At 71.9% G+C, this 16,612-nt stretch carries 16 protein-coding genes; 13 read left to right on the top strand and 3 right to left on the bottom strand.

Annotation, left to right across the window (positions count from 1 at the left end; all coding sequences use genetic code 11):
• Window positions 1-107 precede the first annotated feature (107 nt).
• The 8 genes from ACH499_RS33690 to ACH499_RS33725 all read left to right on the top strand — a co-directional run bounded on the left by ACH499_RS33690 (window position 108) and on the right by ACH499_RS33725 (window position 7,122).
• Window positions 108-767, top strand: coding sequence for an HAD family hydrolase (locus ACH499_RS33690; RefSeq protein ID WP_399020790.1), 660 nt, complete (start codon window positions 108-110; stop codon window positions 765-767).
• 60 nt (window positions 768-827) lie between these two features.
• Window positions 828-2,054, top strand: coding sequence for an MFS transporter (locus ACH499_RS33695; protein WP_399020792.1), 1,227 nt, complete (start codon window positions 828-830; stop codon window positions 2,052-2,054).
• Window positions 2,005-3,177 carry an acetoin utilization protein AcuC gene (locus ACH499_RS33700; protein ID WP_399020794.1) on the top strand — a complete coding sequence of 391 codons (1,173 nt, stop codon included), beginning with the start codon at window positions 2,005-2,007 and terminating at the stop codon, window positions 3,175-3,177. Before ACH499_RS33695 ends, ACH499_RS33700 begins: the two co-directional genes overlap by 50 nt.
• A gap of 208 nt (window positions 3,178-3,385) precedes the next feature.
• Window positions 3,386-4,201, top strand: coding sequence for a phosphatase (locus ACH499_RS33705; RefSeq protein WP_399020796.1), 816 nt, complete (start codon window positions 3,386-3,388; stop codon window positions 4,199-4,201).
• Window positions 4,202-4,330: 129 nt separating this feature from the next.
• The gene (locus ACH499_RS33710; protein ID WP_356206949.1) at window positions 4,331-4,543 is read left to right on the top strand and encodes a helix-turn-helix domain-containing protein; all 213 of its coding nucleotides are present in this window, start codon (window positions 4,331-4,333) and stop codon (window positions 4,541-4,543) included.
• Window positions 4,544-4,662: 119 nt separating this feature from the next.
• Window positions 4,663-4,761, top strand: a complete 99-nt coding sequence (locus tag ACH499_RS33715) for a 30S ribosomal protein bS22 (RefSeq protein ID WP_003948845.1) — start codon at window positions 4,663-4,665, stop codon at window positions 4,759-4,761.
• A gap of 217 nt (window positions 4,762-4,978) precedes the next feature.
• Entirely contained in the window at window positions 4,979-6,040 is a 1,062-nt protein-coding gene (locus tag ACH499_RS33720; RefSeq protein ID WP_356206946.1) for an NAD-dependent epimerase/dehydratase family protein, read from the top strand.
• A 14-nt stretch (window positions 6,041-6,054) separates the two neighbouring features.
• The gene (locus tag ACH499_RS33725; protein ID WP_399020799.1) at window positions 6,055-7,122 is read left to right on the top strand and encodes a lysophospholipid acyltransferase family protein; all 1,068 of its coding nucleotides are present in this window, start codon (window positions 6,055-6,057) and stop codon (window positions 7,120-7,122) included.
• A 60-nt stretch (window positions 7,123-7,182) separates the two neighbouring features.
• Here the strand turns inward: ACH499_RS33725 and ACH499_RS33730 are convergent, their stop codons facing one another.
• The 3 genes from ACH499_RS33730 to ACH499_RS33740 form a co-directional block, all read right to left on the bottom strand.
• Entirely contained in the window at window positions 7,183-8,427 is a 1,245-nt protein-coding gene (locus tag ACH499_RS33730) for a DUF5667 domain-containing protein (RefSeq protein ID WP_399020801.1), read from the bottom strand.
• A gap of 253 nt (window positions 8,428-8,680) precedes the next feature.
• Window positions 8,681-9,472: an ECF subfamily RNA polymerase sigma factor, BldN family gene (locus tag ACH499_RS33735; RefSeq protein ID WP_356206938.1), complete on the bottom strand. Its 792-nt coding sequence runs from the start codon at window positions 9,470-9,472 to the stop codon at window positions 8,681-8,683.
• Window positions 9,473-9,760: 288 nt separating this feature from the next.
• Window positions 9,761-10,669, bottom strand: coding sequence for an HAD-IB family hydrolase (locus ACH499_RS33740; RefSeq protein ID WP_356206936.1), 909 nt, complete (start codon window positions 10,667-10,669; stop codon window positions 9,761-9,763).
• An 87-nt stretch (window positions 10,670-10,756) separates the two neighbouring features.
• Here ACH499_RS33740 and ACH499_RS33745 point away from each other — a divergent pair, with 87 nt between their 5' ends.
• The 5 genes from ACH499_RS33745 to ACH499_RS33765 all read left to right on the top strand — a co-directional run bounded on the left by ACH499_RS33745 (window position 10,757) and on the right by ACH499_RS33765 (window position 16,535).
• Window positions 10,757-11,098 (top strand): glutaredoxin family protein, encoded by a 342-nt coding sequence (locus ACH499_RS33745; protein ID WP_399020804.1) that lies wholly within the window; start codon window positions 10,757-10,759, stop codon window positions 11,096-11,098.
• Between the two features lie 274 nt (window positions 11,099-11,372).
• Entirely contained in the window at window positions 11,373-12,134 is a 762-nt protein-coding gene (locus ACH499_RS33750; RefSeq protein ID WP_356206930.1) for a redox-sensing transcriptional repressor Rex, read from the top strand.
• Window positions 12,131-13,849, top strand: coding sequence for a glutamyl-tRNA reductase (locus tag ACH499_RS33755; RefSeq protein WP_399020805.1), 1,719 nt, complete (start codon window positions 12,131-12,133; stop codon window positions 13,847-13,849). Before ACH499_RS33750 ends, ACH499_RS33755 begins: the two co-directional genes overlap by 4 nt.
• Entirely contained in the window at window positions 13,846-14,841 is a 996-nt protein-coding gene (hemC, locus tag ACH499_RS33760; protein ID WP_399020807.1) for a hydroxymethylbilane synthase, read from the top strand. The genes ACH499_RS33755 and hemC overlap by 4 nt, the downstream gene beginning before the upstream one ends.
• On the top strand, window positions 14,838-16,535 hold the full coding sequence (locus tag ACH499_RS33765; protein ID WP_356206922.1) for a bifunctional uroporphyrinogen-III C-methyltransferase/uroporphyrinogen-III synthase: 1,698 nt from the start codon (window positions 14,838-14,840) through the stop codon (window positions 16,533-16,535). The genes hemC and ACH499_RS33765 overlap by 4 nt, the downstream gene beginning before the upstream one ends.
• Window positions 16,536-16,612 lie beyond the last annotated feature (77 nt).

Consider the following 16,612-nt stretch of genomic DNA (forward strand, 5'->3'; position numbering starts at 1 on the left):
GTACTGCAGGGGGGACCCTGTGGGAGAGTAGGACGCCGCCGAACAAATATTGAGGGAAAACCCCCGCATCGGAAGATGCGGGGGTTTTCTGCGTTTAGGGTCGCTGTATGCGCTATGAACTGGTCGTCTTCGACAATGACGGTGTCCTCGTCGACAGCGAGCCGATCTCCAACCGGCTCCTGGCCGCCTATCTGACCGAGCTCGGGCACCCGACGTCGTACGACGAATCGCTGCGCGACTACATGGGGGCCGCGATGCACCGGGTGCACGACCTGGTGCGGGAGCGGACCGGCCGGCGGCTGCCGGAGGACTTCGACGACGTCTTCCACGAGAGGGTCTTCGCGGCCTTCCGGCGCGACCTCGAGCCCGTCCCCGGCGCCGTCGACGTACTGGAGAAGCTCACCGCGGACGGAGTGCGGTACTGCGTGGCGTCGTCCGGAAGCCATGAGCGGATACGGGTGGGACACCGGACGACCGGGCTCGACCCGTGGTTCGACGACGCGCGGATCTTCAGCTCCGAGGACGTCGGCCGGGGCAAGCCCGCGCCGGATCTCTTCCTGCACGCGGCCGAACGCATGGGCGTCCGACCGGAGAAATGCGTGGTCATCGAGGACAGCGCGCTCGGCGTGCAGGCTGCCGTCGCGGCCGGGATGGACGTCTACGGGTTCACCAGGATGACTCCCCCCGCGAAGCTCGCCGGCGCCACACGGCTCTTCGACGACATGGGGGAGCTGGCCGATCTGCTCCGTACGGGCTCCGGAAGCTGAGAAGAATTCATCTTCCCCTGTGTCTACCCACCGGTAGGCCGGAGCCCTACGCTCGCCGCCATGACTGAAGTGCTGCGGCGCGGCAGGGGCTCCTTGGCGTTCAGCTTCTTCGCGCAGGGCGTCGCCTTCGCTCTGCTCGTGACGCGCATCCCCGCCATCCAGGACCGGTACGGCGTCACCGACGCGCTCCTGCCGGTCTTCCTCGCCGCGGTGCCGGTCCTCGCCGGCGTCGGCAGCGTGGTGACGGAGCGGCTGGTGCGGAGTGTGCGGCCCAGCCGAGTACTGCGCTGGTCCCAGCCCGTGGTGCTGCTGTCGCTGCTCGGCGTCGGCGCGGGGGACCGGATGGCGGTGCTGGCCGTGGCACTTGCGGCGTTCGGGCTGTCGGTGGGGGCGCTGGACGCCTCGATGAACATGCTCGGGGTGAGCCTTCAACGGGCCTACGGGCGCAGCATCATGCTCGGCTTCCACGCGGCCTACAGCCTGGGCGGGATCCTGGGTGCCTCGCTGGCGTGGCTGGGAGCCCACGGGGACCTGGCGCTGTGGGTGTCGTATCTCCCGGTGGTGGCGGTGCTGTTGCCGGCCGCGCTCGTGGGGAGCCGGTGGTACGTCGACGGCAGGGGGGCAGGGGCCGAACAGACCGTCGGGGCGGCGCCGGAGAGGCGGGACGCGGGTGTCGGCTTCACGATGCTGCTGCCGCTGTGCCTGGTGATGACGTTCGCGTACATCGGGGACTCGACCGTCTCCAACTGGAGTGCCAAGTACCTCCAGGACGTGCTGGGCAGTTCCGAGCAGCTCGCGACCGTTCCGTACAACGTCTACATGGTGACGACGCTGGTGGGGCGGACCGTCGGGGACTTCGGGGTGCGGCGGCTCGGGGCCGTGGCGGTGGTGCGGGGCGGTGCCGTCGTCGCGGCGGGCGGGTTCGCGGTGGTGGCCGCGGCGCCGGGCGCGTGGGCGGGCATGCTCGGGTTCACCTTGCTGGGACTGGGGTTGTGCGTGCTGGTGCCCCAGACGTTCGCGGCGGCGGGGCGGCTGTTCCCCGGGGCGTCCGACGCGGCGATCGCGCGGCTCAACGTCTTCAACTACGTCGGGTTCCTGATCGGTTCGCCGCTGGTGGGGGCGCTCGGGGAGGCCTGGAGCTACCGCGGGGCGATGCTTGTGCCGATGGTGTTGGTGCTGGTGACGCTGGTGTACGCCAGGTCGTTCGAGGCTCGAGCGGACCGATACGGTGGCGGGCATGAGCGGCCGCGCACGACTGATGTGGGACGAGGCAGTAACGGGCTATGACTTCGGCCCGGACCATCCGATGGATCCGGTCCGACTCGCCCTGACGCGGGGCCTGGTCGGCGCCCTGGGGCTCGACCGCGAGGTGGACGTCGTCGCGGCGAAGGCGGCCGGGGAGTCGACGCTGCGGCTCGTCCACCGTGAGGACTACATCGACGCCGTGAAGGCCGCATCCGAGGACCCCGCCGCGGCGGACGTGTCGTACGGGCTGGGGACGGTCGACGATCCGGCCTTCGCGGGGATGCACGAGGTGTCGGCGCTGATCGCCGGGCAGTCGGTGGGGGCGGCGGAGGCCGTGTGGCGGGGGGACGCGCTGCACGCGGTGAACTTCGCCGGCGGGCTGCACCACGCCATGCCGGGGGCGGCCTCGGGGTTCTGCGTCTACAACGACGCGGCGCTGGCGATCGCCCGGCTGCTGGAGCTGGGGGCCGAGCGCGTCGCGTACGTGGACGTGGACGTGCATCACGGCGACGGGGTGCAGGCGGCGTTCTGGGAGGATCCGCGGGTCCTGACGATCTCGCTGCACGAGCACCCGCGGACCCTGTTCCCGCAGACGGGGTGGCCGCAGGAGACCGGTGCCGACAACGCGGAGGGGTCGGCCGTGAACGTGGCGCTGCCGGCGGGGACCGGGGACGCGGGGTGGGTACGGGCGTTCCACGCGGTGGTGCCGGAGCTGATCGCGGACTTCCGGCCCGAGGTGCTGGTGACGCAGCACGGGGCCGATACGCACTTCGAGGATCCGCTCGCGCATCTGGCGGTGTCGCTGGACGCGCAGCGGGCGGTGCAGCAGGCGTGCCACGACCTGGCGCACGAGTACGCCGAGGGGCGTTGGGTGGCGCTGGGCGGGGGCGGATACGCGGTGGTCGAGGTGGTGCCGCGGTCGTGGACGCATCTCGTGGGGATCGCGGCGGGGCGGCCCGTGGAGCCGGAGACGGTGATTCCCGAGGGGTGGCGGCAGGAGGTGTACGCGCGGACGCGGCAGCTCGGGCCCGTGCGGATGACCGATGGGCGGTGGCCGGTGTCGTGGGCGGCCTGGGAGGCGGGGTACGACCCCGCGGATCGGTTGGATCAGGCGGTGGTGGCTGCTCGGCGGGCGGTGTTTCCGTTGCGGGGATTGTTGCCCTGAGGGGTGCCTCCGGCGGGGGCGCGGGGTGCGGTGGTCCGGGGGATTGCCTGGTGGGCGAACGTGTGAGCCGGCGCGTGGGGTGGGTCGCGTTGCCCGGCGTCGCGGGGTGCCGCTGCGCCCACCCGGGCCGGCCCGGGGCGTGATGGTCCGCAGCTCTGTTTCGGGGGTTTCGCTGTGCTTGGGGTGGGTTTCTGGGAGTATTCGGGATGTGTCGGGGCGTGGGGGTCTTCGGGCTCATCTTCTGGATGCCGGTCTCGCCGGGGTCGTGGCGACCTCGCGGGAGGCGAGTCTGCGGAGTTACCGGTTGTTCGCCGCCCGCGATCCGCGGGTGCTGATCGGGATCGATCCACAAGGGGCTTGGGGACAGCGGGACTTGCTGCGGCTGATGGCGGCCAGGTGCGGTGTTTCGGCCGATCCTCGGCACACTTCGGGCCATGATGTGATCGACCCCGAGCGGACGCTGGCCGCCCTGGACGCCTTCGCCGAGCGCCTCGCCGCGGTCGCGGAACGTCGCGGGCCCGTCCTCCTGGGTACCGGGCACCCGCACCGGCTGCTCGGTTTCTACGTCGCCCTGGCCGACGCCCTGTCGGCGGCGGGATGTGCTGTCCTCACCCCGGCGCAGGGTCGCCGTGTCGACATGACGACCCGGTTCGGTCTACGTACGTACCGCCTCGACTACGTCCGGAAAGTCGCGTTGGTGCGGGATGCCGACTCCGGACGCCCCGGTGGTGAGCCCGGCGCGCACACGCACTCGCCGCTCCCGGTTCGGACCGCGCTGGCCGCGGCGGCCGAGGCGGGCGGGCCGCTCCCCGAGCTGGTGATCGGGGACCACGGGTGGGTCTGCGGAGCAGGTCAGCTCGGGTTCGAGGCCATCGGGCCGGGCGATACGAACGATCCGGCGCTCTTCGTGGGAGAGGCGGAGGGGTCCGTGTCCGTCGCCGTTCCACTTGATGACGGTGTGCGGCCCGAGCACTACCGGCCGCTCACCCGCTACGTACTCAATCGGGCACGTCTGTCCCAGTAGGACGCCGATGGATGCACCTCTTCCCCATTCGCATCATCCGCACCTACATTGGGGAGTGAGCACGCAGCGACGAAGAGTCACCGGAAGGGGAAGCCGGTGGCCGTCGAGTGCGGAAGGTTCAGGTGTGTCATGGCTGCAACTGGCGAAAGGCCTCTGAACGAGGTTCGGTTCCTTACCGTGGCGGAAGTCGCCTCGGTGATGCGCGTGTCCAAGATGACCGTGTACCGGCTGGTGCACAGCGGTCATCTGCCCGCGATCCGGGTTGGACGGTCGTTCCGCGTCCCGGAGCAAGCGGTTCACGAGTACCTCCGCGAGAGCTACGTGGGGGTGGAAACGGCCTGAGAGCACCCCGGCCACCTCGATTACGACCTCAGCGCTCGGGCGGGTAGGCTAGCCCCTCGTAGGTCGTGTGGGCCCATGGCGCCCAACAACCGAGTGATGAGAAGTGAGCGAGGGTAGTCGTGGGCTCTGTTATCAAGAAGCGGCGCAAGCGGATGGCCAAGAAGAAGCACCGCAAGCTGCTCAAGCGCACGCGCGTTCAGCGTCGCAACAAGAAGTAGGCGACGCTGCGCCGTCAGCGTGTCCTGTGGCCCCCCACCGTTTCCGGTGGGGGGCCACAGTCGTCTTCCGGCGAGGACCCGGCGTGCTGCATCCGGCGGTCGTCCCGGCGCAACACCGAGCGGCTAAGTTGGCCCGCGGACGGGGAACGCGGCAGGGTACGGGCAGGTGGACGAGGGCCGTGCCGGGCCGGCACAGGGCGGAAGGAAGGCGCTGATCTTGGGAAAGGTCGTGCTCGTGACCGGGGTGGCCCGCCAGCTCGGGGGCCGGTTCGTGCGGCGGATCCAGCGGGACCCCGACGTGGAACGGGTCGTCGGCGTGGACGCCGTCACTCCCGAGCATCATCTGGGCGGTGCCGAGTTCGTCCAGGCCGACATCCGGCAGTCCGCGATCGGGCGGGTGCTGGCCGAGACGGGTGCCGACACGGTCGTCCACATGGACGTCACGGGCATGCCGCTGGGCGGCGGCAGCCGCACGTCGGTCAAGGAGACCAACGTCATCGGCACCATGCAGCTCCTCGGGGCCTGCCAGAAGTCGCCGGCCGTGAAGCGGCTCGTGGTCAAGTCCAGTACCAACGTCTACGGTTCCGCGCCCCGCGACCCGGCCGTCTGCACCGAGACCACGACGCCCAAGTCGCTGCCCAGCGGCGGTTTCGCCAAGGACGCCGTGGAGGTCGAGGGCTATGTGCGGGGCTTCGCGCGCCGGCGGCCGGACGTGGCGGTGTGCGTGCTGCGGTTCGCCAACATCCTGGGCCGGAGCGCGGACACGCCGCTCGCGTCGTACTTCGGGCTGCCGGTGCTGCCGACCGTGTTCGGCTACGACCCGCGGCTCCAGTTCGTGCACGAGGACGACGTGGTCGAGGTGCTGCGGATCGCCTCGCGCGAGCCGCGCCGCGGCACCCTGAACAGCGGGACCTTCAACATCGCCGGCGACGGCGTCCTGCTGCTCTCCCAGTGCTCGCGCCGGCTGGGGCGCCCGACGGTGCCGCTGCTGCTGCCGGCGGTCACCTGGGCGGGGTCGCTCGTGCGTACGCTGGGGATGACGGACTTCTCCCCCGAGCAGATCCGGCTGCTCACCCACGGACGGGTCGTGGACACCACGCAGATGCGCGAGACCCTGGGATTCCGGCCGACGTACACGACGGCCGGGACGTTCGCGGACTTCGCGCAGGGCCGCGGCCCCGGGCTGCTGCCGCCGGAGGCCCTCGCGGGAGCCGTCGACCGGCTCGCGGAGCTGTCGCGGCGGGGCAGCGGCCACCTCCCGAAGCAGAGCGCCAACTGAGGAGCGCAACAACGATGGCGGACGCCAAGGTCATTCCGTTCGACGACGACCGGTCCCGGGGCAGCGGCGGGAGCACGGGGCAGCGCCCGGCCGGGCGCCGCGGGGGAGGCGGCCGGCGCAAGGGCGGCGCGGCGGAACCCGTGCCGGTGCGGGAGGTGCGGCCGCTGCCCGTCCACGGGGCCCCGCAGGACGAGGAGCCGCCCGCGGCCGGCGGGGCGGCAGGGCAGGCCGGGGAGGCGTACGGGGGCCTGGAGCGGCGTATCGCGGGCGGTCTGGCCTTTCTGCGGCGCCGCCTGACCGGTGACTACGAGGTCGACGACTTCGGCTACGACGCCGAACTCACCGACCAGGTGCTGATGTCGCTCCTGCGCCCGCTGTACGAGAAGTACTTCCGGGTCGAGGTGAAGGGCGTGGAGAACATCCCGGCGGAAGGGGGCGCGCTGATCGTCGCCAACCATTCCGGGACGCTGCCGCTGGACGGCCTGATGATGCAGGTCGCCGTGCACGACCACCATCCCGCGGACCGGCATCTGCGGCTGCTGGCGGCGGACCTGGTGTTCGTGCTGCCCGTGGTCAACGAGCTGGCCCGCAAGCTCGGCCACACGCTGGCCTGCTCGGAGGACGCGGAGCGGCTGCTCTCCCAGGGTGAGCTGGTCGGGGTGATGCCGGAGGGGTTCAAGGGCATCGGCAAGCCGTTCAGCGAGCGCTACAAGCTGCAGCGCTTCGGGCGGGGCGGGTTCGTGTCGACGGCCCTGCGGCAGGGCGTGCCGATCATTCCCTGCTCGATCGTCGGGGCGGAGGAGATCTATCCGATGATCGGGAACGCCAAGACGCTCGCGCGGCTGCTGGGCTTCCCGTACTTCCCGCTGACGCCGACGTTTCCGTGGCTCGGTCCGCTGGGTGCGGTGCCGTTGCCGACGAAGTGGACGATCCAGTTCGGTGAGCCGATCCCGACGGACGGACATCCGCCGGAGGCGGCGGAGGACCCGATGCTGATGTTCAATCTGACCGACCAGGTCAGGGAGCAGATCCAGCACACGCTCTACAAGCTGCTGGTGCAGCGGCGGTCGGTGTTCTTCTGATCGTGCGGTGGGGGGACGACGGTGGGGTGACCCCGGCCCCGGGGTCACCCCACCGTCGTGTCACTCCGCGTCCTCGCCGTGGATGCCCAGGCCGGGCAGGAGCCCCGGGAGGAGGGGCGGGAGGGTGACGTCCGGCTCCGGGCTCGGTGCGGTGGTGCCCGGGGACGGGGAGGTGGAGCCGCTGTCCTTCGGCGGTTCGAACAGGCCGCCGGTGCCGCCGCCGAGCAGGCCGTCGCTGTCGCTTCCGGAGTCGGCGGACTCGCTCGGGCCGGTGCTGTCGGTGCGCCCGTGGTCGGACGGGTCGCCGCTGCCGGTGCCGGGGGCCGTGGAGTGTCCGGTGCCGGGCGTGTCGGTGGTCGCCGTGCCGGAACGGCCGTGGCGTCCCGCGTCGCCCGTGTCGTCGTCCCGGTCCTGAGGCTGGGGCAGCAGGGACTCCAGCGGGGCCACGTCGTCGTCTATGGCGTCGAAGACCGACGTCACCTCTTCGCTGACGTCGCCGAGCTGGACGGGCAGCCGGTCGCGCAGGGCGCCCCAGGTGTCCCGGTGCGAGCGGGAGAAGGCGGAGAGCGCCTGCATGGGGCCGAGGGAGTCGGGATCGCGGGCGTAGACGGCGCTGAGGAGGCGGTGGCCCTCGGAGGCGTCGTGCCGCATGCCGGACAGGGCGCGGCGGATCTCGCCGAGGGACTCGTGGTCGAGGGGGCCGCTGCGGCCGCGTTCCATCAGCCGGCGGGCCTCGTTCAGCCGGGTCGAGGCCAGGTCGAGGTAGGCCCGGCCGCGCTCGTCGTCTCCGTCGGTGAGTCCGAGCCGGAAGTCCTCTATGCCGCGCTTGAGGCCGTAGAGCGAGTCACCGGGCAGCGCGTCGGAACTGGCAGCGGCCACCCCGCCGAATGCTCCGGCGGCGACACTCACGCTCAGTCCGCCGGCGGTGAGGCCCTTGGCCAGCCGGGTACGCGGTCGGAACCTCCCCAGCGGGGTCGCCCGGTGGGCGCCGCGGGCCCGGCGCTGCCCGGGCACCGAAGGGTCCGTCGCCCCGCCGCCCGCGGTGCCCTCCTGCATCATGGCCTCGAACGCGGCCACCAGCCGGGCCCGCTGGACGACCTTGACCTCGGGATCCAGTTCCGGCCGGGGCAGTGACTCGAGACCGGCGGCGAGGGACAGCAGTCGTCCCTGCTCGGTCTCTTCCGCGACGGCCCCGGCGGATGCCGGTCCCTCGGACTGCTCGGCCGCCGCCCCGGGATCGGACTGCTCCTCCAGAGCCCGGGCGAAGGCGTTCGCCCGCCGGTGCGCCGATACGTTCGCGATCACTGGCGGCACCTCCTCTCGTCATGACGGTCGACTCCCCAGGTGGTCCTGAGGGTTGCACACCCCGACCGGAACCACACGATCGTGTGGCCGAAGTCGGGCGGGGGGTGACTACAGGGAGCCTGCATCCCGCACAACGAGTGGCGCGGCACTTGGGTTACGGACGGTGGATGATCGGACCGCTGTCTCAACAGACTTTCACCGGTGGCGACTTGGGGAATGCGGAGGGTGGTGGCGCCTCGGGAGCGCCCGGAACTCAGCGCGCGTCGTCCGGCAGCAGCCGGGCGAGGGTGCGGACGGCCCGGTACTGGAGGGTCTTGATGGCGCCTTCGTTCTTGCCCATGACGCGGGCGGTCTCGGCGACGGAGAGGCCCTGGAGGAAGCGGAGGGTGACGCACTCCTGCTGCTGCGGGTTGAGCCTGCGCACGGCGTCGAGCAGGGCGGCGTTGGAGAGCGACTCGAGGACGGAGTCCTCGGGGGAGCGTTCGACCTCGTTGGCGTCGAGCATCTCACCGGTGGTGACCTCCAGCCGGAAGCGACTGGACTTGAAGTGGTCGGCGACGAGATTGCGGGCGATGGTCACGAGCCAGGCGCCGAAGTCGCGCCCCTGCCAGGTGAAGGTGCCGATGCGGCGCAGGGCCCGCAGAAAGGTCTCGCTGGTGAGGTCCTCGGCGGTCGCCTTGCCGCCCACGCGGTAGTAGATGTAACGGTAGACGGTGTCGCTGTACTGGTCGTAGAGCCGGCCGAACGCCTCGGCCTCGCCGGCCTGGGCCCGTTCGACCAGGTCCATCATGCGGGCGCTGTCGCTGTCCGCGGCGGGGCGGCGGTGGGTGGCGGCGGCCCCGGACGAGGACGACCGCGCGCGTCTGCCGACGGCGGCGCTTCCCTCGGCCAGCGCGTAGCACGGGCCGGCGGGGGTGGTGGCCGCGGCGAGGGCGGGGACGGCGTACGCGGTGGGGACGAAGGCGCGCAACAGGTCCTGGGCTGATTTGACCGTTGCGCGCAGCGTAGCCAGGCCCGAGGCGTCAACCCCGACGTGTGGGTACACGGGACTCCCAGAGGCAGAGCTTCCATCACGTGCAGTACGGAACCATTCACCCGTCGTAGCGAAGGTGGGGCACCGGATTGCGTCTGAGGAGAATAACGCTTCGTACAGGTGCCGCTACGCCCAGTTGCTCAAATCATCGATTACGTCGCTTCTGTAACCGATTGACGCCTGTTCAGGTGCACTGGATTGATCGCTTGGCGACCGGAACCGTTCGGATTCCTGGTGACTGCAGTGCGTGTTGTGCCCGATGTGAGAAAGGGGGACTGAGCGGGGGTCCCCCGGGGTACGTCAGACGGATTGGCGGCGGCGGTGCAGGGCGATGGCCGCCGCGGTGCCGCCCGCGACCGCGCCGACCCCCGCCGCTGCCGGGATGCCGACCTTCGCCGCCTTGCGGCCGGTGCGGTAGTCGCGCAGCCGCCAGTCCAGCTCGCGCGCGTGCTTGCGCAGCTTGGCGTCCGGGTTGATCGCGTACGGGTGCCCCACCAGCGAGAGCATCGGGATGTCGTTGTGGGAGTCGCTGTAGGCGGCGCAGCGGGACAGGTCCAGGCCCTCGGCGGCCGCGAGCGCGCGCACCGCCTCGGCCTTCGCGGGGCCGTGCAGCGGTTCGCCGACGAGCTTGCCCGTGTAGACGCCGCCGATGGACTCGGCGACCGTGCCGAGGGCGCCGGTCAGGCCGAGGCGGCGGGCGATCACCTGGGCGATCTCCACCGGGGCCGCCGTGACCAGCCAGACCTTCTGGCCCGCGTCCAGGTGGGCCTGGGCGAGCGCGCGGGTGCCCGGCCAGATGCGCTCGGCCATGTACTCGTCGTAGATCTCCTCGCCGATCGACTTCAGCTCGGAGACGCGGTGGCCCTTGACGATCGACAGCGCCGAGTCGCGGGCGTCCTGCATGTGCTCCGGGTCCTCGGTGCCGGCGAGCCGGAACCACGCCTGCTGCCAGGCGAACCGGGCGAGGTCGCGGGTCTCGAAGAACTTCCGCTTGTACAGGCCCCGGCCGAAGTGGAAGAGCGCGGCGCCCTGCATGACGGTGTTGTCGAGGTCGAAGAAGGCGGCGGCCCGGTCGTCGCCGTGGACGGGGAACTCCGGTTCCTCGCCCCGGGCGGACTTGCGTGCGGCCTCCGCCGAGGCCTCGCCTGCCAGCACGCTCCGCGCCGTGGCGGAGCGCCTGCGGGGGGTGAGCCATCCGAGAGCGGCCATGTCCGTGAGCATAGCCAGTTTGTTCGGAGGCTTCGGACCCGAGAGGTTCGCGGCCCGTGAACTCCGCGCGACGGGGGCGTTGCGAGAATGGCGGGCATGAGTCCCCTCTTCCGCCGCAGGGCCCCGCAGACGCCGGGGACCCCCGAGACCGCCGAGAACCCGCAGGCTTCTGCGCACTCCGAGAACCATGTCGTCACCCTCATCCGCAAACCCGGCTGCCATCTGTGTGATGACGCACAGCTCGTCGTCGACAAGGTGTGTGCGGAACTCGGCGTCCCCTGGGAGGAGAAGGACATCACCGAGGACCGCGCCCTGCACGACCAGTACTGGGAGCAGATCCCGGTCGTCCTGGTCGACGGCAGGCAGCACACCTTCTGGCGTGTGAACGAGGAGCGCCTGCGCAAGGCACTGACCGAGCAGTCCAAGTAGTCCGGATGGTCGCTTAGGATCGATGGCGACATGGTCTCGGGGGCGTTGATCGTGAGGAGCGTGAGCTGCTTTGCCCCCGATGGCACAGGAACGCGTGCGCGAACGCGCCGGTTCCCCGTTCGTGCGCCGGGGGCGCGTGACCCCGGTCACGTTGGCCGGGCAAATCGGACACCATCTTTGTGCACACGTTCACAAAGACATAGCCTGCATTCGACGGGGCGGTCATGTAGGGACGTATGACCGCCTACAGCCCCGCTCTACCCGCAGGAGCACCGTGGCAACTGGCCGAACACACCGACCGGCGACCCGCAGCCGAGGGATTCCCGAGGCCACCGTCGCCCGGCTTCCGCTGTACCTCCGAGCTCTCACCGCACTGTCGGAGCGCTCGGTGCCCACGGTCTCCTCCGAGGAGCTGGCGGCCGCGGCGGGAGTCAACTCCGCGAAGCTGCGCAAGGACTTCTCCTACCTCGGCTCCTACGGGACCCGGGGCGTCGGCTACGACGTCGAGTATCTCGTCTACCAGATCTCGCGCGAACTCGGCCTGACCCAGGACTGGCCGGTAGTGATCGTGGGGATCGGTAACCTCGGTGCCGCCCTCGCCAACTACGGCGGGTTCGCGTCCCGCGGTTTCCGCGTCGCCGCGCTGATCGACGCCGACCCGCAGATGGCCGGAAAGCCCGTCGCCGGCATCCCCGTGCAGCACACCGACGAGCTGGAGAAGATCATCCAGGACGACGGTGTCTCGATCGGTGTGATCGCGACCCCCGCCGGTGCCGCCCAGCAGGTCTGCGACCGGCTCGTGGCCGCCGGCGTCACCTCCATCCTGAACTTCGCGCCGACCGTGCTGAACGTCCCCGACGGCGTCGACGTGCGCAAGGTCGACCTCTCCATCGAGCTGCAGATCCTCGCCTTCCACGAGCAGCGCAAGGCGGGGGAGGAAGCCGTGGCCGACGGTGCCACGCCGCCCGCCGCCGTGCGCAAGCCGTCCACCGGCCAGGGACCCGACGGGGACATGCCCGCCGTGATGCCGGCATGAGCCTCCTCGTCGTCGGACTGAGCCACCGCAGCGCCCCCGTCAGCGTCCTGGAACGGGCCTCGCTGAGCGCGGAGGCGCAGGCCAAGCTGCTCCAGGACACCGTCGCCGCCGAACCGGCCGCCGAGGCCGCGGTGCTGGCCACCTGCAACCGCATCGAGCTGTACGCCGACGTGGACAAGTTCCACGCCGGTGTCGCCGAGCTGTCCACGCTGCTCGCCCAGCACAGCGGGGTCGGCCTCGACGAGCTCACTCCCCATCTCTACGTGCACTACGAGGACCGCGCCGTCCACCACCTGTTCTCGGTGGCGTGCGGACTGGACTCGATGGTGGTCGGCGAGGGCCAGATCCTCGGTCAGATAAAGGACTCCCTGGCCCGCACCCAGGACCAGCACACCGCCGGACGGCTGCTGAACGACCTGTTCCAGCAGGCGCTGCGCGTCGGCAAGCGCGCCCACTCCGAGACCGGCATCGACCGCGCGGGGCAGTCCCTGGTCACCTTCGGCCTGGAGCAGCTCGCCGCGGGAGCCGACGTCCAGACCTGGGCGCGGGGCAAGAAGGCCTTGGTCATCGGCGCCGGTTCGATGTCCTCGCTGGCCGCGGCCACGCTGGCCCGGTCGGGTGTCGCCGAGATCGTCATCGCCAACCGCACCTTCGAGCGCGCCGAGCGGCTCGCGCAGATCCTGACCGAGGGCGACGACACCGGCGTGGTGGCCCGCGCGGTGCCGATGGCCTCCGTGCCGGCCGAGCTGACACGTGCCGACGTGGCCGTCTCCTGCACCGGGGCGACCGGGCTCGTCCTGACCGCCGACTCCGTCGCGGCGGCCGTCGAGGGCCGCACCGGCGTGCCCGCCGCCGGCCCCGCCGACGAGGACCGCCCGGCGGACACCGGCGCCACCGCCGTACCGGAGAGCGCCCGGACGGCCGCGCCGGGTGCCGACGAGAACTGCCCGCTCGACCTGTCCGCCGTGCCGTCCGGCTTCTCCGTCATGGGAGAGGCCGCCGTGGCCGGCATGGACGCGGCGACGCTGGAGCAGCACGGGGCCTGGGCGGCGGGCGGCACGGTCGCGGACCGGCCGCGCGAGACCGGGCGCCCGGCCGCCGAGGCGGACGCCGAGCTGATCAGCGCGCTCGCCGTGACGGCGACGCGAGTCGGCCGGATCCCCGAGCGCAGGCGCCCCGAGCCGGCCGCCGGCGTGCACCGCCCGCAGCCCGCCCTGTTCCTGCTCGACCTCGCCATGCCGCGCGACATAGACGCGGCCGTGCACCGGCTCGCCGGGGTGCGCCTGGTGGACATCGAGTCGCTCGCCGAAGCCTCGGCCGACGCGCCGATGGCCGCAGACGTGGACCAGGTCCGACGGATCGTCGGCGACGAGGTCGCGGCCTTCGGGGCGGCCCAGCGGGCCGCGCGCATCACGCCCACCGTCGTCGCGCTGCGCAGCATGGCCGCCGACGTCGTCGCCGGTGAGATCGCGCGGCTGGAGGGACGGTTGCCGGGACTCGACGACAAGCACCGCGCCGAGATCACCCAGACCGTCAAGCGCGTGGTCGACAAGCTGCTGCACGCCCCGACGGTACGGGTCAAGCAGCTCGCCGCCGAGCCGGGCGGCGCCGGGTACGCGGACGCGCTGCGCACCCTGTTCGACCTCGACCAGGAGACGGTGGCCTCCGTCTCGCGGACCGAGAACAGCACTGAGAAGAACCGAGGGCCGGCATGACTGAGAAGGCACTGAGGCTGGGAACGCGGCGCAGCAAGCTCGCCATGGCCCAGTCCGGGCAGGTGGCGGATGCCGTGAGCCAGGTGACCGGACGGCCCGTGGAGCTCGTCGAGATCACCACGTACGGCGACACGTCCCGGGAGCACCTGGCGCAGATCGGCGGCACGGGCGTGTTCGTCGCCGCGCTGCGCGAGGCGCTGCTGCGGGGCGAGGTGGACTTCGCGGTTCATTCGCTCAAGGACCTCCCCACCGCGGAGCACGAGGGCCTGGTCCTGGCGGCCACCCCCGTGCGCGAGGACCCGCGGGACGTGATCGTCGCCCGGGACGCGTTCAAGCTCACCGACCTGCCCCGCGGTGCGCGCGTCGGTACGGGCGCGCCGCGCCGCATGGCGCAGCTCAACGCGTACGCCCGCGCCCACGGGCTGGAGATCGAGACGGTCCCGATCCGGGGCAACGTCGACACCCGCATCGGATACGTCCGCAGCGGTGAACTCGACGCCGTCGTGCTCGCCGCCGCCGGACTCAACCGGGTCGGACGCATCGACGAGGTGACCGACTTCCTGTCGGTCGACGCGGTTCTGCCGGCCCCCGGCCAGGGGGCACTGGCGATCGAGTGCGCAGCGGACAACGCCGCGCTGATCGCCGCGCTCGCCGAGCTCGACGACCCGTTCACGCGGGCCGCCGTGACGGCCGAGCGGTCCCTGCTCGCCGCCCTGGAGGCCGGCTGCAGCGCCCCGGTGGGCGCGCTGGCCGACCTTCCCCCACTCTCGGCTCCGCTCGAGCGTGAGGACCCCCGGTCCGGCGTGCAGACTGTCAAGGAAATGCGCCTGCGCGGCGTCGTCGGCACGACCGACGGCTCGACGCTGGTGCAGCTGTCCACCACCGGTCCCGTGCCCCAGACGCACGAGGCGGCCATGGCACTCGGTCGCGAACTCGCCACCGAGATGCTCGCCCAGGGCGCGGCCGGTCTGATGGGGGAGCGAGCACAGTGAGCCCCACCACCTTTCCCGCCTGTCCTGAACACGGGCACGTCACCTTCCTCGGCGCCGGACCCGGAGATCCGGGGCTGCTGACTCTGCGCGCCGTGGAGGCGCTGGCGAGCGCGGACGTCCTCGTCGCCGAGCACGAGGTGCTCGACGTCGTACGGACGCACGCGCGGCAGGGTGTGGCCGAGGTGCACACGGACGCCGATCCGTCGGATCCGGGCGCAGGCACACCTCAGCTAACGGTAGTTGACGGCGCGTCAAAGGCCGTCGGTGTCCCCGCTGTGCGGGATGCCGCACATCTTGTCATGGAGGCCGCGCGGGGCGGCAGGCGGGTCGTGCGTGCGGTGACTGGGGACCCCGGGCTCGACACGTACGCCGCCGAGGAGATGCTCGCGTGCGCCGCGGCCGGGGTGCCCTTCGAGGTCGTCCCCGGTATCGCCACGGCGGTCGGCGTGCCCGCGTACGCCGGTGTCCCGCTGCGGGACGCCGAGGGCACCGACGTGCGGTTCGTGGACGCCCGTACGGCCTCGGACCGCTGCTGGACCGAGGTGGGCGCCTCCGACGGCACGGTCGTGGTGTCGACGACGCTCGACTCGGTGGCCGCTGCCGCCGGTGAGCTGGTGTCGGCGGGCCGCAAGCCGGACACCCCGCTGACGGTGACGATCGCCGGTACGACGACGCGGCAGCGCACCTGGACCGCCACGCTCGGCACGGTGGCGCAGACGCTGAAGCAGGCCAAGGTGCTGCCGTCCCCGGACGGCGGCCGGCCCGTGATAGCCGTGGTCGGTGAGCGTTCCGCCGCTGCCCGGCGCGACCAGTTGTCGTGGTTCGAGTCGAAGCCGCTGTTCGGCTGGAAGGTGCTCGTCCCGCGCACGAAGGAGCAGGCGGCGTCGCTCTCCGACCAGTTGCGGTCGTACGGGGCCGTGCCGCACGAGGTGCCGACCATCGCCGTCGAGCCGCCGCGCACGCCCCAGCAGATGGAGCGGGCGGTCAAGGGCCTGGTGACGGGCCGCTACGAGTGGATCGCGTTCACGTCGGTCAACGCGGTGAAGGCCGTCCGGGAGAAGTTCGAGGAGTACGGGCTCGACGCCCGTGCCTTCGCGGGGATCAAGGTCGCCGCGGTGGGCGAGCAGACCGCCAAGGCGCTCATCGCCTTCGGGGTGAAGCCGGACCTGGTGCCGAGCGGTGAGCAGTCGGCCGCGGGCCTGCTGGAGGACTGGCCGCCCTACGACCCGGTCTTCGACCCGATCGACCGCGTGTTCCTGCCGCGCGCCGACATCGCCACGGAGACGCTGGTCGCCGGGCTGATCGAGCTGGGCTGGGAGGTCGACGACGTCACGGCCTACCGCACGGTGCGCGCCTCGCCGCCGCCGGCCGAGACCCGGGAGGCGATCAAGGGCGGTGGTTTCGACGCGGTGCTGTTCACGTCGTCGTCCACGGTGCGCAACCTGGTCGGTATCGCGGGCAAGCCGCACAACGTGACGGTGATCGCGTGCATCGGCCCGGCGACGGCCAAGACCGCCGAGGAGCACGGGCTGCGCGTCGACGTGATGGCTCCCGAGCCGTCCGTCAACAAGCTGGCGGAGGCGCTCGCCGACTTCGGCCTGCGGCGCCGCGCGGCGGCCCTGGAGGCCGGCGACCCGGTGACGCGGCCGAGCGAGCGGCGGCCGGGGGCGCGCAGACGGCGGTCCTCGACGTGAGCCGAGGCGGGGGCGCTCCTTCGGGGGCGCCCCCGCCGGCGTTCGGGGTGGGCCGTTCGTCCGGCGCCGGGCTCCCG

Origin of the sequence: Streptomyces sp. NPDC018947 (assembly GCF_044390505.1) — a bacterium.
GTDB lineage: Bacteria > Actinomycetota > Actinomycetes > Streptomycetales > Streptomycetaceae > Streptomyces.

Excerpts from the sequence above, each read along its gene's own strand:
- ACH499_RS33690 (WP_399020790.1), top strand. The coding sequence starts at position 108 with ATGCGCTATGAACTGGTCGTCTTCGACAATGACGGTGTCCTCGTCGAC.
- ACH499_RS33695 (WP_399020792.1), top strand. The coding sequence starts at position 828 with ATGACTGAAGTGCTGCGGCGCGGCAGGGGCTCCTTGGCGTTCAGCTTC.
- ACH499_RS33700 (WP_399020794.1), top strand. The coding sequence starts at position 2,005 with ATGAGCGGCCGCGCACGACTGATGTGGGACGAGGCAGTAACGGGCTAT.
- ACH499_RS33710 (WP_356206949.1), top strand. The coding sequence starts at position 4,331 with ATGGCTGCAACTGGCGAAAGGCCTCTGAACGAGGTTCGGTTCCTTACC.
- ACH499_RS33725 (WP_399020799.1), top strand. The coding sequence starts at position 6,055 with ATGGCGGACGCCAAGGTCATTCCGTTCGACGACGACCGGTCCCGGGGC.
- ACH499_RS33740 (WP_356206936.1), bottom strand. The coding sequence starts at position 10,669 with ATGGCCGCTCTCGGATGGCTCACCCCCCGCAGGCGCTCCGCCACGGCG.
- ACH499_RS33745 (WP_399020804.1), top strand. The coding sequence starts at position 10,757 with ATGGCGGGCATGAGTCCCCTCTTCCGCCGCAGGGCCCCGCAGACGCCG.
- ACH499_RS33755 (WP_399020805.1), top strand. The coding sequence starts at position 12,131 with ATGAGCCTCCTCGTCGTCGGACTGAGCCACCGCAGCGCCCCCGTCAGC.
- hemC (WP_399020807.1), top strand. The coding sequence starts at position 13,846 with ATGACTGAGAAGGCACTGAGGCTGGGAACGCGGCGCAGCAAGCTCGCC.